Annotated in this window: 14 protein-coding genes; 8 read left to right on the forward strand and 6 right to left on the reverse strand. The window is 45.4% G+C overall.

All coding sequences use genetic code 11. The features are described from left to right. Window positions 1-165: 165 nt before the first annotated feature. From R7041_RS19840 to R7041_RS19850, 3 genes are all read right to left on the reverse strand, one after another. On the reverse strand, window positions 166-774 hold the full coding sequence (locus R7041_RS19840) for a superoxide dismutase (protein WP_005382382.1): 609 nt from the start codon (window positions 772-774) through the stop codon (window positions 166-168). A 174-nt stretch (window positions 775-948) separates the two neighbouring features. Then, window positions 949-2,343: an envelope stress sensor histidine kinase CpxA gene (cpxA, locus tag R7041_RS19845; protein WP_005382383.1), complete on the reverse strand. Its 1,395-nt coding sequence runs from the start codon at window positions 2,341-2,343 to the stop codon at window positions 949-951. Beyond that, window positions 2,343-3,032, reverse strand: coding sequence for a response regulator (locus R7041_RS19850; protein ID WP_258512773.1), 690 nt, complete (start codon window positions 3,030-3,032; stop codon window positions 2,343-2,345). Before R7041_RS19850 ends, cpxA begins: the two co-directional genes overlap by 1 nt. 190 nt (window positions 3,033-3,222) lie before the next feature. On the opposite strand from R7041_RS19850, the gene R7041_RS19855 reads away from it, so the two are divergent. The 3 genes from R7041_RS19855 (at window position 3,223) to pfkA (ending at window position 6,001) form a co-directional block, all read left to right on the forward strand. Beyond that, the gene (locus R7041_RS19855) at window positions 3,223-3,735 is read left to right on the forward strand and encodes a CpxP family protein (RefSeq protein WP_064368831.1); all 513 of its coding nucleotides are present in this window, start codon (window positions 3,223-3,225) and stop codon (window positions 3,733-3,735) included. A 111-nt stretch (window positions 3,736-3,846) separates the two neighbouring features. Continuing rightward, window positions 3,847-4,755: a CDF family cation-efflux transporter FieF gene (gene fieF, locus R7041_RS19860; protein ID WP_031781038.1), complete on the forward strand. Its 909-nt coding sequence runs from the start codon at window positions 3,847-3,849 to the stop codon at window positions 4,753-4,755. A gap of 283 nt (window positions 4,756-5,038) precedes the next feature. After that, window positions 5,039-6,001: a 6-phosphofructokinase gene (pfkA, locus tag R7041_RS19865; protein WP_005381521.1), complete on the forward strand. Its 963-nt coding sequence runs from the start codon at window positions 5,039-5,041 to the stop codon at window positions 5,999-6,001. A gap of 90 nt (window positions 6,002-6,091) precedes the next feature. Here the strand turns inward: pfkA and R7041_RS19870 are convergent, their stop codons facing one another. Next, a complete protein-coding gene (locus R7041_RS19870; RefSeq protein ID WP_017635565.1) occupies window positions 6,092-7,474 on the reverse strand; it encodes an MATE family efflux transporter in 1,383 nt (460 codons plus the stop codon). Window positions 7,475-7,714: 240 nt separating this feature from the next. Between R7041_RS19870 and R7041_RS19875 the strand changes: the two genes are divergently transcribed. The 3 genes from R7041_RS19875 (at window position 7,715) to R7041_RS19885 (ending at window position 10,597) form a co-directional block, all read left to right on the forward strand. Beyond that, window positions 7,715-8,005 (forward strand): co-chaperone GroES, encoded by a 291-nt coding sequence (locus R7041_RS19875; RefSeq protein WP_005381516.1) that lies wholly within the window; start codon window positions 7,715-7,717, stop codon window positions 8,003-8,005. 77 nt (window positions 8,006-8,082) lie between these two features. Continuing rightward, window positions 8,083-9,720 (forward strand): chaperonin GroEL, encoded by a 1,638-nt coding sequence (gene groL / locus R7041_RS19880; RefSeq protein WP_042523711.1) that lies wholly within the window; start codon window positions 8,083-8,085, stop codon window positions 9,718-9,720. A gap of 313 nt (window positions 9,721-10,033) precedes the next feature. Further along, window positions 10,034-10,597 (forward strand): VC2662 family protein, encoded by a 564-nt coding sequence (locus tag R7041_RS19885; protein WP_005381507.1) that lies wholly within the window; start codon window positions 10,034-10,036, stop codon window positions 10,595-10,597. Between the two features lie 100 nt (window positions 10,598-10,697). Here R7041_RS19885 and R7041_RS19890 read toward each other — a convergent pair whose 3' ends face one another. Beyond that, window positions 10,698-11,195, reverse strand: a complete 498-nt coding sequence (locus R7041_RS19890) for an MgtC/SapB family protein (protein ID WP_258512775.1) — start codon at window positions 11,193-11,195, stop codon at window positions 10,698-10,700. Between the two features lie 95 nt (window positions 11,196-11,290). Beyond that, window positions 11,291-12,313: an EF-P beta-lysylation protein EpmB gene (gene epmB / locus R7041_RS19895; protein ID WP_064368830.1), complete on the reverse strand. Its 1,023-nt coding sequence runs from the start codon at window positions 12,311-12,313 to the stop codon at window positions 11,291-11,293. A gap of 32 nt (window positions 12,314-12,345) precedes the next feature. On the opposite strand from epmB, the gene efp reads away from it, so the two are divergent. Together efp and R7041_RS19905 are read left to right on the forward strand one after the other, a co-directional pair. Further along, a complete protein-coding gene (gene efp, locus R7041_RS19900; protein ID WP_005381500.1) occupies window positions 12,346-12,912 on the forward strand; it encodes an elongation factor P in 567 nt (188 codons plus the stop codon). A gap of 266 nt (window positions 12,913-13,178) precedes the next feature. Then, window positions 13,179-14,431 (forward strand): SPFH domain-containing protein (locus R7041_RS19905; RefSeq protein ID WP_318128693.1); only part of this gene is annotated, 1,253 nt, incomplete at its 3' end.

Raw genomic sequence — 14,431 nt, forward strand, 5'->3', positions numbered from 1 at the left:
TCTGGTTCGTATAAAGCGATATCAAACATGGTATTGAAATAGAGTTGGTCAAAGAGAGGGGCAGTATATACCCAAGTCACCGAAATATGCGAGATTCAGCAAGATTGACCTGGGTATGAAAGCAGGCATTAGCGCGGATGTTAATACCGTACGTATCGATGCTCTTTATAAGAGAGCGTGAGCATAGTTTTCTTCAACTGCTCGCCAGTTGACGACGTTCCACCACGCATCAATATATTCTGGGCGACGGTTTTGGTAACTGATGTAATACGCGTGCTCCCACACGTCTAATGCGAGGATTGGTTCACCGCGCACATCCACTACGTCCATCAGAGGGTTATCTTGATTGCTGGTGGACGTAATGTGAATCTCACCATCTTTTACGATCAGCCATGCAAAGCCAGACCCAAAGGTATTGATGGCAGCTTGGGCAAACGCCTCTTTAAATTGCGCAAAGCTACCAAATTTATCGTTAATTGCTTGAGCAAGCGCGCCTTGAGGCTCTCCGCCACCGTTTGGTGACATGCAATTCCAATAAATGATGTGGTTGTAATAGCCGCCACCATTATTACGTACTGCTGGACTGAGCTTAGAGATATTGTCAAAGATCTCGTCTAATGACTGAGTTTCGAGCTCACTCCCTTCAACGGCATTTACAAACTTATCAAAGTACGTCTTGTGGTGTTTGCTGTAATGCACTTCCATGGTTTTCGCGTCGATGTACGGCTCTAGTGAATCGTACGGGTAAGGCAGAGCGGGAAATGTATGTGACATAGTAAATCCTCCTTAATTGGAAAATTCACTTTAATGCTAACGATAATTATTATCAACTTTGATCTTTGTAAGGGTATTCTAAGAAGCCTCACCAATTTCTAAAGTGAGGGTGGGGCTGTGAATCACTCACTCTAGAAATATGGTGCGAATTATTGTTAGTTCATCAAATTGAGACTAACAATTGATCGGTAAGGTGATACTCATACGCAATCCGCCTAAAGGACTTCGGCTGGCTGCGATCGTGCCACTGTGCTGGCGAATGGCACTTTCGGTAATGGTTAGGCCGAGACCTGTGCCGCCAGAGTGGCGATCGCGTGCCGTGGAAACGCGATAGAACGGGCGAAAAATCGCGGCCAGTTCCTCTTCTGGTACACCTTCTCCATTATCGTCAACCGTGATACGAAGCGTATCGTCATCGGCTTTGATGTCGATTTGTACCTCATCTTTTCCGTAGTAAATGGCGTTACGAACGATATTTTCCACCGCACTCATCAGCAGTTTAGGGTTACCGGAAATATTGCGCTTAGGTAATTCTGAATAGTGTAGCTGTTTGCCCATTTGCTCTGCTTCAAACTGCGCATCTTTAATGATTTCTTCCCATAAACTTTCTAGTGGCTGTGTTTCGCGAGTCATATGACTGTTCGCCTGCATGCGAGAAAGCTCTAATAGTTCGCTGATCATCTGTTCCAAGCGCTGCGCTTCGGTATCGATACGAGTCAGTTCTGGGCTTTCGCCTTGTTTACGCGTCGCTAATGCGCTTGCCATGCGCAGACGAGTTAAAGGTGAGCGCAGCTCGTGAGAGATATCGGATAGCAAACGTTGTTGTCCTGAAATCATTTGATTAACCGCTTCGACCATCTGGTTGAAGCTGCTGCCTGCTTGACGAAATTCCGCCGTACCTTTTTCTAAATTTGGGTCTGTGACAAATTCACCTTTCGCCACACGTTGAGCAGCGGCTTCAAGACGACGCGCTGGCTGACTCAAAGCCCAAGCAAGCCATAACAGCAATGGTGTACTAACCAGCATGACCGCAAGCAAGAGCTGGAATGGGTGATCAAACAGACGCAGGAGTAGAGGTGGTGGCTCATTCCACTTGAAGCCCACGTACATCAAGATATCGGAACCTGCCAAAGTGATAGGAATTGGGCCCGCAATCATGTATCGACCATACAGCTTCTGCTTTGGATTATTGTAATCTTCGATACTGGTGACAAAGTTTTGCATTGCACGCAATTGAAAATTGCTGCGTTTTTCTGTCGTAAGAACATTACCGCTGTAGTCAGAAAAAAACACTCGTGGGCGAGGGTCGTGCTTGCCGTGGCGGTTGCCCTCGATACGAAAAAGTATGCGGCCTAAATCTGTTTGCTGGCTGTATTTTTGTTGGATTGAGTCACGCGTTTCTACCATACGTTTGTAGTGTTCTTCTGGAATATCGCGAGCTTTGCGTGGGTCCAAATGTGGCAGTGATAGCACGGCTATCAATACTAATAACATGGTGAACCAAAAAATGGCAAAGATGCGTCCATACAGGCTATTGATGTTTGGCAGTTTGATGCGTGATAGGCGCATTAATCCTCCTCAAGCAGCATGTAGCCACGACCACGCAGGGTTTTGATTCGCGGCTTGCCATTGCTTTGATCTGGTAATTTTTTACGTAAGTTCGAGACATGCATATCGATAGCGCGATCAAAAGCAGCGAGTCGTTTACCAAGCACATCTAAGCTCAGTGTCTCTTTGGTCAGCACTTGTCCTGGGTTTTGTACGAAGTGGGTGAGTAGCGCAAACTCGGTTGCCGTGAGATCGAGTAGCTGTTGCTCACAATACGCTTCTTGCTTACCGGGATAGAGGCGGATTTCTTGATACTCAATGCAATCGCTGTTTTTGGTATTTTTTTGTGTGCTGCTAGTGCGGCGTAAAATCGCGCGGATACGCGCTAACAGCTCTCGGTCACTAAAAGGTTTTGGTAAATAATCATCCGAGCCCAGTTCCAAGCCGATCACGCGATCAATTTCTTCTCCTTTAGCGGTCAGCATCAAGACGGGAGTTTCCCAATTTTCACGTAAGCGTTTCAGCGTTTCCATGCCATTGAGTTTTGGCATCATGACATCCAACAAAATCAAATCAATCTTATCATTGATCGCGGCTAAGCCGGCTTCACCGTCATTTGCTTCGCTGACGTCAAACCCTTCGAAACTGAGTACTTCTTTTAATAAGCTGGTTAGCTCGATATCGTCATCGATTAAAAGAATGTTTGCCATGGGGGCACCTATAGTAAGTTACCGATAGCCTAATATTACATTGGAATGATGCGCAACGAAGAGGAGAAAAATCACTCTTTACGATTCTTTACGCTCCCTATACGTCGCTTTACCTAGCGGGTCGTATTCTATACTCAAGCGCTGTGAGAACAGCTCAGAAGAACCACTCACCTGTGTAAGGAATCGTATTATGAAGTCTGCAAAAAAACTTGTGTTAGCTGCTGTTGTTCTACCTCTTACTCTTGGCGCCGCAAGCGCATTCGCTTACGGTGGTAAAAACCATCATAAAGGTCCTCGTGACGAATGCGGCATGGGTATGGACCGAGGTGTCATGCGTCAACTAGACCTGACTGATGCACAAAAAGATCAGCTAAAAGAAATGCGTGAAGCAAACAAAGCAGAAATGAAAGTAAAATTCGCTGATGGCAAAGAAGCACGTATGGCTGAGCGTCAAGCGCATCACGCAAAAGTGCAATCGCTTTTGCTGGCGGATAATTTTGATGAAGCTCAAGCTACCGAGTTAGCAAAAGAGATGGTTGAGCGCCAAACGGAACGTCGCGTGCAAATGCTAGAAAGAAAGCACCAAATGCTTAGCGTATTAACACCTGAGCAGAAAGCGAAATTTGTTGAGCTACAAAATGAACGTATGCAAGAGTGTGGCGACAGAATGCACAAGCGCATGGAAAAGTCGCGCAATAATTAAGTCATGAATTGATGTTATATAAAGAGGCAGCCATTGGTTGCCTCTTTTTGATCTGGTTATTTCATGGTCATTCAATATACTCAACGTATGGTTTTAGTTAACTCTTTGATTATGAAACAGCAATACGCACGTTTAGTTACGACCGCCGCTTGGACTGCAACCATTGTGGCGACGCTTCTTCTGATAGTAAAAGTCATCACGTGGTGGGTAACCGGCTCAGTGAGCTTATTGGCGTCATTGATTGACTCCATGTTAGATATCGCGGCTTCGGTTGTGAATCTTGTGGTGGTTCGTTACGCCTTACAACCGGCAGACCGCGAACATACGTTTGGACATGGTAAAGCTGAGTCCTTAGCGGCCCTAGCCCAAGCAATGTTTATTTCGGGCTCGGCAGTATTTTTGATTCTTAACGGGATTGACCGATTTTTCCGCCCACATGCTTTACACGCACCGGAGTTAGGTGTGTATGTATCGCTGTTTGCGATTGTGGTCACACTTGGCTTGGTGATGTTCCAAAAACATGTGGTTCGCGTGACGGGGAGCCAAGCAATAGCGGCGGATTCTCTGCATTATCAGACTGACTTGTATATGAATGCTGCGATCATGGTGGCTCTGGGGCTCAGTTATTTTGGAGTGACTCAAGCGGATGCTGTGTTTGCGATTGGTATTGGTGTCTTCATTCTTTATAGCGCTTTCAAAATGGTCAGCGAAGCGATTCAAACCTTACTTGATAGAAAGTTGCCCGATGAAGAACTTGAGCAAATTAACCAAGCTTGTTTGAGCGTAAAAGGGGTATTGGGTGTGCATCAGTTACGCACGCGAATGTCCGGACCGACGCGCTTTATACAGTTGCATTTAGAGCTAGACGATAACTTACGATTAATTGAGGCGCATTACATCGCTGATAAAGTGGAAGATAATTTATTGGCTCTTTTTCCTGATGCGGACGTATTGATCCATCAAGATCCATTGTCTGTCGTTTTCGGACCAGAGAAAGAGCAAAAAGCGCAACATTGGTAGGCTTGAAAAATCCATCAGTGCCCGACGACAAACAGGTACTTATTGACTATCTTTCCATCAATACTTATTAAGATTCGTGATCCTGATATGAATCAACAAAGTTTCATAGAGAAACTGTAATACTCTTACATAAGTAGAAAAGTTACATAAAAAAGTGCGTTTTCATTGGTAATCCTGTAGAGGAAATGTAACATAACGCACAGTTCTGGATTATGCAGGTTGCTTGGTAACAAGGGGCCTAAAAGAAAATTAAATAATTGATTGCCAAAGATCGAGGGTGAGCATGATTAAGAAGATCGGTGTTTTAACAAGTGGCGGTGACGCACCTGGTATGAACGCTGCGATACGCGGCGTAGTACGTACAGCACTATCCGAAGGACTGGAAGTATTCGGTGTGTACGACGGCTACCTAGGCCTATACGAAGGCCGCATCGAGAAGCTAGATCGTTCTAGCGTTTCAGATGTGATCAACAAAGGTGGTACGTTCCTAGGTTCTGCACGTTTCCCTGAATTTAAACAAGTGGAAGTTCGTGAAAAAGCGATTGAGAACCTGAAAAAACATGGTATCGATGCACTAGTGGTAATCGGTGGTGATGGTTCGTACATGGGTGCGAAGAAACTGACTGAAATGGGTTACCCATGTATCGGTCTTCCGGGCACAATCGACAACGATATCGCAGGTACGGATTACACTGTGGGCTACCTAAGTGCACTAAACACCGTTATCGATGCAATCGACCGTTTACGTGATACTTCTTCATCTCACCAACGCATTTCAATTGTAGAAATCATGGGCCGTCACTGTGGTGATTTGACTCTGATGTCTGCAATTGCGGGCGGTTGTGAATACATCATCACTCCGGAAACTGGTCTAGACAAAGACAAGCTGATCAGCAACATCCAAGATGGTATCGCTAAAGGTAAGAAACACGCGATCATCGCGCTTACTGAGCTAATGATGGATGCTAATGAACTAGCTCGTGACATCGAAGCCGCGACAGGTCGTGAAACTCGTGCAACAGTACTTGGTCACATCCAACGTGGTGGTCGTCCAACTGCATTTGACCGCGTACTAGCATCTCGTATGGGTAACTACGCTGTTCACCTATTGATCGAAGGTCATGGTGGTCGTTGTGTAGGTATCGTGAAAGAGCAACTTGTTCACCACGATATCATCGACGCAATCGAAAACATGAAGCGTCCAGTACGCAACGATCTATACAAAGTTGCTGAAGAGTTGTTCTAAGCAAGCTTGAAATAGATAAACAAAACCGCGGCTTTCCGCGGTTTTTTTGTATTTGAGAATCAACAAAAAGAAACTAGCGATAGACGAGTGTTAAGACACGCTGCTCTGCTCTATGAGCGTTAATTTTCGCTCGCGCAGCGCAAACAAGTAGCCCAGTAGCCCACCCAACGTATTCCCAACCGCGATACCGATAAACAAGCCTTCAATGCTGTAGATTTGGCTCCCGACCCAAGCCGATGGCAAGGTAAAAATGAACAGCCGCATAAAGCTCCACTGGAATGCACGCAATGGCTTGTGCATCGCATTCAAACCACTGACTAACATCATCACGATGCCTTGGAAGCCATAACTAAATGGCACCACCAGTAAATAATGCCAAAGCAGGTTTTTCACCGCATCTTCCTGAGAAAACAGCGCAGCCAGAGGAATGCTCAGCGGTACCATCATCAAGAAGATAAACCCTTGGAATACCACTGCAAAACGCATGCTAATAAATAAACCGGAAAAGGCTCGTTGCGGTTGTTTGGCTCCTAAATTTTGTGCCATAAACGGTGTGAGGGCAGAGGTCAGCGACATCAATACTAAAATCAATATGGACTCAATACGCTGCGCTGCCCCGTAAGCAGCAACCGCCGCTGTACCGTGGTTGGATAACAGCATCATCAGAATGGCACCGGACAACGGATTCATCGCGTTTGATAGCGCTGCAGGGGTACCAATTTTTAGTGTCTGTTGCCAGTCTTGTTTCAGCAAAGCCCATTGGGGTTGAGCAAGCAATTTTTCCCGTTTAATTAGCACATAGAATGAGCCACACAAAGCACCTAACCAGCTAAAGGCACTTGCTATGGCTGCGCCTTGAATGCCAAGTTCCGGAAAAGGGCCATAACCGAAAATCAACAATGGATCGAGCATGCCATTAATCAAACCAGCCAACATCATGACTTTTGCTGGTGTCTTTGTGTCGCCAGTAGCTCGGATAGCACTGTTGCCCGCCATTGGGATCACTAGCAGAGGAATGGTGAGATACCAGACCTGCATATACTGCTCAATAAGAGGGATGAGATCATCAGACGCACCAAGAAAACGAAACAATGGCGCAATGGTGGTAAAGCCAATAGAAGACGCGATAGCCACAAGTAACACGGCTAATAACAAACCGTGGGTGGTGAACCGTGCAGCTTGTGGTGCATGACCTTGCCCAAGCAAGCGACCAATATTGGTCGATAGTCCCATCCCAATCCCCATCGTAATGCAGTTAACCGCAAAGGTGACAGGGAAGGTATAGCTGATAGCTGCTAGCGCTTGAGTGCCAAGCAACGAGATAAAAAACGTGTCCACCAAGTTAAACATCAAAATTGCGATCATGCCCATAGTCATGGGTACGGTCATTTTCCGCAGCGTTTCAGGAATGGGTGCGGTCAACAAACCATGCTTATCGGTCGCTTGGGGTTCCAGCTTGTTATTTTCCTGCATGTGTGACAACTATCTGGTAAGCAAACTGCAAGGATACAAGAAAGCGAGATGCCGAGCGAGTGAGCATTTCTAACGCAAACCGTTGCCTAGTTGTTCGTTATTTTAACTAAGTCACAAAAATTTTGTGCCACCCCCTTGGGATCGCTGCTTCGACCCCTTATATAGGGATCACGTGTCTGGGGCTACAGTCCCTAAGGACAATTATCAAATAAACATGGAAATTTTCAGGAGAGACGACCGATGAACATTCGTCCATTACATGACCGAGTTATCGTTGAACGTAAAGAAGTTGAATCTAAGTCTGCTGGTGGCATCGTTCTGACTGGTTCTGCTGCAGAAAAATCGACTCGCGGTGTTGTTCTAGCTGTGGGTAAAGGCCGCATCCTAGAAAACGGCACCGTACTGCCACTAGACGTTAAAGTCGGTGATACCGTTATCTTCGCTGAAGGTTACGGTACAAAAACTGAAAAAATCGACGGTAAAGAAGTGCTTGTCATGTCTGAAAACGACATCATGGCGATCGTTGAATAATAGCAATCATTGAGTAATTTTTTGCTCAGATTCAATTACGAAATTACACACAAAGAATTTTAGAAAGGAAATCAAAGATGGCTGCTAAAGACGTTAAATTTGGTAATGACGCACGAGTTAAAATGCTGGAAGGTGTAAACGTTCTGGCTGACGCAGTAAAAGTAACACTGGGTCCTAAAGGACGTAATGTCGTTCTAGACAAATCTTTTGGTGCACCAACTATCACTAAAGATGGTGTATCAGTAGCGCGTGAAATCGAGCTGGAAGATAAATTCCAGAACATGGGCGCACAAATGGTTAAAGAAGTTGCGTCTAAAGCAAACGACGCAGCGGGTGACGGTACAACAACAGCAACGGTACTAGCACAATCTATCGTTAACGAAGGTCTAAAAGCAGTCGCAGCGGGCATGAACCCAATGGATCTTAAGCGTGGTATCGACAAAGCTGTTGCCGCGGCAGTTGAGCAACTAAAAGAGCTTTCTGTTGAATGTAACGACACAAAAGCGATCGCGCAGGTTGGTACTATCTCTGCAAACTCAGACGCAAGCGTAGGTAATATCATTGCAGAAGCAATGGAGCGTGTGGGTCGTGATGGCGTTATCACGGTTGAAGAAGGTCAGGCGCTACAAGACGAGTTAGACGTAGTAGAAGGTATGCAGTTCGACCGCGGTTACCTGTCTCCTTACTTCATCAACAACCAAGAATCAGGCAGTGTTGATCTAGAAAACCCATTCATTCTTCTAGTAGACAAGAAGATCTCAAACATTCGTGAGCTTCTTCCAACGCTAGAAGCTGTCGCGAAAGCATCTCGTCCACTGCTTATCATTGCAGAAGATGTGGAAGGCGAAGCGCTAGCAACATTGGTTGTGAACAACATGCGTGGCATCGTAAAAGTTGCAGCTGTGAAAGCACCTGGCTTCGGTGACCGTCGTAAAGCAATGCTACAAGACATCGCTATCCTAACTGGCGGTACTGTGATTTCTGAAGAGATCGGTCTAGAGCTAGAAAAAGTTGCACTAGAAGATCTAGGTCAAGCGAAGCGTGTTTCTATCACGAAAGAAAACACGACTATCATCGATGGTATCGGTGAAGAAGAGATGATCTCTGGCCGTGTTGCTCAGATTCGTCAACAAATCGAAGACGCAACTTCAGACTACGACAAAGAGAAACTACAAGAGCGCGTAGCTAAACTGGCTGGCGGTGTTGCAGTAATCAAAGTTGGTGCTGCGACTGAAGTTGAAATGAAAGAGAAGAAAGACCGTGTAGAAGATGCGCTAGCCGCAACTCGCGCAGCGGTTGAAGAAGGTGTTGTTGCTGGTGGTGGTGTTGCACTTATCCGCGCGGCATCTAAGATTGCTCACCTAACGGGTGACAACGAAGAACAAAACGTTGGTATCCGCGTTGCACTACGTGCAATGGAAGCGCCAATCCGTCAAATCACGAAGAACGCAGGTGAGGAAGACTCAGTTGTTGCGAACAACGTGAAAGCGGGTGAAGGTAGCTACGGTTACAACGCGGCAACAGGCGAATACGGCGACATGCTAGAAATGGGTATCCTAGATCCAACTAAAGTTACTCGTTCTGCACTACAATTCGCAGCATCGGTTGCAGGTCTGATGATCACAACTGAAGCGATGGTTACTGACCTACCGCAAAAAGACGCGCCAGCGATGCCTGACATGGGCGGCATGGGTGGCATGGGCGGCATGATGTAAGCCAGCTTATCTCATCGCTCTAGGGAAACCTTATAGCGGAAAGATAACCGACCAAACCCTTAAAAGTCGAGGCAGATGCCTCGACTTTTTTATGCGTGTCACCTGAGAAACATGACGTTCTGGTGTGGCTTATCATGAAATTTTTGAGCGTAAAAAGCGCCATTTCAGAAGCAAAAAATCGAAGAGAAATATTTTTTCTTTTGAGTCAGATGATTAAATCTGACCTATTGCTAACACTTTTTGAACGGGGACAGAGCAAAATCTGAACATTACACTATGTTGTAAATTGTTGCTTCCCATCATGGAGATGAAAATGAAAAAGCTTATGACGTCATTGGCGGTTGCAGCCGCTATCGCATCACCTGTTGCTTTTGCCGACAGTACACCTGTGATGTTCTCTACTATCGATAACACAAACGCACCCTCTAATTCTTCAGTAGGTGGCGTTCGTTTAGCTGTGTTGCATGGGCAGGTAAATGAGGTTAAAGGTGTCGACTTTTCACTGCTTGGTATGTCAGAAACGGATCGTACGACAGGTGTGAACTTCGGTCTGTTTTTTGGCGCAGCAAAAGTAAATCAAGAAATGAAAGGCGCGTCTTTAGGCTTAGTTAACTGGAACCAAGGTCAGACGACGGGTGTTAACTTGGGTGCTGTTAACATTACGAACAACGTAAAAGGCTTGAACTGGAGCGCGGTGAACTATTCTGAAGGCTACACCATGGCGGATGTGGGCTTAGCGAGTATCTCTAAGAAGTCTAATTTCCAGTTTGGTTTCTTCAACATGACCGATCAAATCGATGGTGTGCAAATTGGTCTTTTGAACTGTGCGGATAACGGTTTCTTCAAGTGTTTCCCACTCATCAACTTTGCTAAGTAATCCCTGAGAAAGTCAGAATCTTTATATACAGAAAGCCCTCGATGTTCGTCGAGGGCTCTTTAATTGCTGATGAGATGAAGCGAGTTTCTCGGAGCGTTAACTATTTAATTAATCGTGATGAAGTTTTGCGTTGTTGAATTCTTTGATGAACACCGCGGCGTAATGCTTTGATGTGGTTTTCTGCTTTATCCACACCTAACAACACGGTTAATGTCAGGAGAGTAATAACCACCGACTGCGTTAAATAACCCAAACCTATCATCAAACCTAAACCTGCTAGCACCCATATTACAGCCGCGGATGTTACGCCATGGATTTTTCCATCAAGTGTCATCATAACGCCAGCGCCTAAGAAGCCGACGCCAGTAATGATCTGACCAAGCACTCGTGCTTGATCAAGTGTATTTGGCGATAACGACACTGCCATCGACATAAACAGGTAGGTGCCTGAAATAATTAATATTGCTGTGCGAATGCCAACCGGTTTACCACGAGTTTGGCGCTCTATACCGATCATGAGCCCATTAATGGCGCAGCATAGTAGGGCAGGCCAACTGAATGGGCCAAGATCGAAAATTTGTTCGAATACTGTATGCATCTTGACCTCCAAAAGTGCGGAGTATGCATAGACTTACCGTGCAAAGCGAACAAAAATAATCAATCTAGACGACAAATTTAATTGAGCGTCAGAGCTTATTCTAAATGCAAATCCAACGGCGTTTTACTTGGCCTGCCACCAATTTCTCGTGTGAGTTTTGGTACCAGATAACCCGATACACGCGTGATGAGTCCGCGCATAATAGCTTTCGCTTCTTCGTCCGAAATAAAGTAGTGCGCTGCGCCTTGCACCTTATCAAGAACGTGGAGGTAATAAGGCAAGATGCCCGCGTCAAATAAGGCCTCACTTAACGCCACTTGAGCTTCTACCGAATCATTCACGCCTTTCAGCAGAACGCCTTGGTTTAGAAGCGTAACGCCCGCTCTTTTGAGCTTGAACATCTGTTCAGAAAATTCGTCATTGATTTCGTTGGCATGGTTGATGTGAGTGACGAGGATGATTTGTAACCTTGATGCTTGCAGCAGTTGGCATAGTTCATCAGTGACTCGAGCTGGAATCACCACAGGTAAACGGCTATGAATACGCAGACGTTTGATGTGAGGAATATGAGCAATGTGCTCTAAAAGCCAATGAAGTTCATCGTCTTTTGCCATTAATGGATCACCACCTGAGAAGATGACTTCGTTCAACTCTGGTTGTTGTGCCAGGTACTCTAAGCACTTGGTCCAGGCTTGTTTCCCGCTTTTGTTCTCTTGATAAGGGAAGTGACGACGAAAGCAGTAACGGCAATTTACCGCGCAGCCACCTTTGACAATCATCAGGGCGCGGTTGCGATACTTGTGTAGCATGCCAGGGACTTCATTGTCCTGCTCTTCCAATGGATCATTGGAGTAACCCGGATGCACCTCAAATTCGTCGCTCAGTGGTAAAACCTGACGTAAAAGAGGGTCTTTAGGGTTGCCTTTCTCCATCCTATCGACAAAACTTTGCGGTACACGCTGTGCAAACAGCTTGCGCGCGGCAAACCCGTCTTGCCACGGTGAAGGATCAATTTCCAGTATTTCGAGCAATCTTGCAGGATCAGAGATCCCATTCGCCAACTGTTTGAGCCAGTTTTGCTCAACAGATTCGACTTTTCGGGTTATTATGTGCGGCATTGAATTTAGCTCTAAGAATGTAAGAGGAAAAAATGGCTACAGTTAGCACCAATGAATTTAAAGGCGGTCTTAAGTTAATGCTTGATAACGAGCCTTGTGTAATTCTGGAAAACGAATACGTTAAACCAGGTAAAGGCCAAGCGTTCAACCGTGTTAAAATTCGTAAACTTCTTTCTGGTAAAGTGCTAGAGAAAACATTCAAGTCTGGTGACACTTGTGAAGTGGCAGACGTAATGGATATCGACCTAGATTATCTATATTCAGACGGCGAATTCTACCACTTTATGAACAGTGAAACGTTTGAACAGATCGCAGCGGATGCAAAAGCGGTAGGTGAAAACGCTAAGTGGTTGGTAGAAAACAACACTTGTATGATCACTCTTTGGAACGGTAACCCAATTACTGTTACTCCACCAAACTTCGTTGAGCTAGAAGTTGTAGACACAGACCCAGGCCTGAAAGGTGATACTCAAGGTACTGGCGGTAAACCAGCGACGCTATCAACTGGCGCTGTTGTTCGTGTTCCTCTGTTCATCTCAATTGGTGAAGTGATTCGCGTAGATACTCGTACTGCTGAATACGTAGGTCGTGTGAAGTAAGCACTTTATATGATTGTTAGAAAGGTCGCTTCGGCGGCCTTTTTTATTGCCTGTGATTCTTCTCTTTTAATCCCTCTGCGTAAAACATCGATATCCTCCGCAAATTTTTGATGATTTTGTATTATTCGTAAAAATCTTATTTATTCCATGAATCTGTCGATTATTCCTTAATGTAACATTTTGATACATTAGTACTTGTTGCTGAGTTGCATAGCAATCTGATTTTTATCGATTTAACTCAGTAACAATCCAAAAAGGAGAACAAAATGGAAAGCAGAGGTTTAGGAAGGGGTTTAAAGGTGGAAGAAAGACGTCAGTTACTACATAAAGGATTAAAAGCAGCCGTATTTGGCGTACCGCTGTTGGCAATAGGCTTAACGATTAATAGCTCGGTGCTGATGACCGATGCGGGTTACAGCTACGTGCATCAGAATAATATTACTGGTGAGTTGGATGTGTTTACTGAACCTGGCATTCATTTTCGTATGCCATTTCTGTCCAAAATCACCAAGTATGACCAAGTGATCACCGTGTCATTCGGTAACAGCAAGGGCGAAGATTTTTATCAACGTCTTGATGCGATTCAGGTTCGATTTGCCGACACCTATATTGGTCAGATCCCCGTAACATTCCGCTTTAAGCTCAGTAATGACCCTGAAGCGGTGAAGAAGATGCATAAAGAGTTCCGCAACAACAGTAACTTGATCGATGCGCTGCTTGTAAAGAACGCACGTAACGTAACGGTGATTACCGCAACCCAATACACGGGTGAAGAGTTTTTCCAAGGTGGTTTGAACCAGTTCAAATCGAAACTTGGCGATCAGTTACGAGAGGGGATTTATCTAACAGAGCGACGTCAGGTTGAAGTGGAAGAGTTGGATCTTGCGCCTGTTGGGGCGAATCAAGCTAATCCGAACCAATTACAGCGCACCAATCAACTGGTTTGGAAAACCGTACCTGTCGTAGACAAAACCGGGCAACCGATTCGTCAAGACAATCCGTTACAACAATACGGTATTCAAGTGACGCAGGTGACCATTGGTGACCCGCAGCCAGAAAAGCAATTAGATCAGCTATTGGCAGATAAAAAGCGTTTAGTGCCGGATCGTATTCGCGCGATTCAGGAACAAGAAACGTCGAAAGCACAGGCAGAGACCGAGCAGTTACGCAAAGAGATTCAACGAACACGTGAGGTGCAAGACGCTCAGCGTGGTAAAGAACTCGCAATTATTGCTCAGCAAAAAGAAGTGGAAGTTGCACGTCAGATTGCAGAGCGTGAAATCGTTGAAGTGGAAAAAACCAAACGACTTGCTGAAGTCGAGAAGGAGAAAGAGCTAGCTATCGCAGAGGCTAACTTAGCGATTCAAAAAGCGAACGCACTTTCTGCTGAGTTTGAAGCGAAAGCGATATTAGCGAAAGGTCGCGCAGAATCTGAAGTCCTTAAAGGTAAGTATGCGGCGTTAGGAGCAAACCGTGAAGTTTACTTGGCAGAATTGAATCGAGACGTAGCGAACTCGCT

The organism is Vibrio sp. 1751 (genome assembly GCF_033339895.1).
GTDB lineage: Bacteria > Pseudomonadota > Gammaproteobacteria > Enterobacterales > Vibrionaceae > Vibrio > Vibrio alginolyticus.

Excerpts from the sequence above, each read along its gene's own strand:
- R7041_RS19875 (WP_005381516.1), top strand. The coding sequence starts at position 7,715 with ATGAACATTCGTCCATTACATGACCGAGTTATCGTTGAACGTAAAGAA.
- groL (WP_042523711.1), top strand. The coding sequence starts at position 8,083 with ATGGCTGCTAAAGACGTTAAATTTGGTAATGACGCACGAGTTAAAATG.
- R7041_RS19870 (WP_017635565.1), bottom strand. The coding sequence starts at position 7,474 with ATGCAGGAAAATAACAAGCTGGAACCCCAAGCGACCGATAAGCATGGT.
- R7041_RS19850 (WP_258512773.1), bottom strand. The coding sequence starts at position 3,032 with ATGGCAAACATTCTTTTAATCGATGACGATATCGAGCTAACCAGCTTA.
- R7041_RS19885 (WP_005381507.1), top strand. The coding sequence starts at position 10,034 with ATGAAAAAGCTTATGACGTCATTGGCGGTTGCAGCCGCTATCGCATCA.
- fieF (WP_031781038.1), top strand. The coding sequence starts at position 3,847 with ATGAAACAGCAATACGCACGTTTAGTTACGACCGCCGCTTGGACTGCA.
- pfkA (WP_005381521.1), top strand. The coding sequence starts at position 5,039 with ATGATTAAGAAGATCGGTGTTTTAACAAGTGGCGGTGACGCACCTGGT.
- cpxA (WP_005382383.1), bottom strand. The coding sequence starts at position 2,343 with ATGCGCCTATCACGCATCAAACTGCCAAACATCAATAGCCTGTATGGA.
- efp (WP_005381500.1), top strand. The coding sequence starts at position 12,346 with ATGGCTACAGTTAGCACCAATGAATTTAAAGGCGGTCTTAAGTTAATG.
- R7041_RS19890 (WP_258512775.1), bottom strand. The coding sequence starts at position 11,195 with ATGCATACAGTATTCGAACAAATTTTCGATCTTGGCCCATTCAGTTGG.
- epmB (WP_064368830.1), bottom strand. The coding sequence starts at position 12,313 with ATGCCGCACATAATAACCCGAAAAGTCGAATCTGTTGAGCAAAACTGG.
- R7041_RS19855 (WP_064368831.1), top strand. The coding sequence starts at position 3,223 with ATGAAGTCTGCAAAAAAACTTGTGTTAGCTGCTGTTGTTCTACCTCTT.
- R7041_RS19840 (WP_005382382.1), bottom strand. The coding sequence starts at position 774 with ATGTCACATACATTTCCCGCTCTGCCTTACCCGTACGATTCACTAGAG.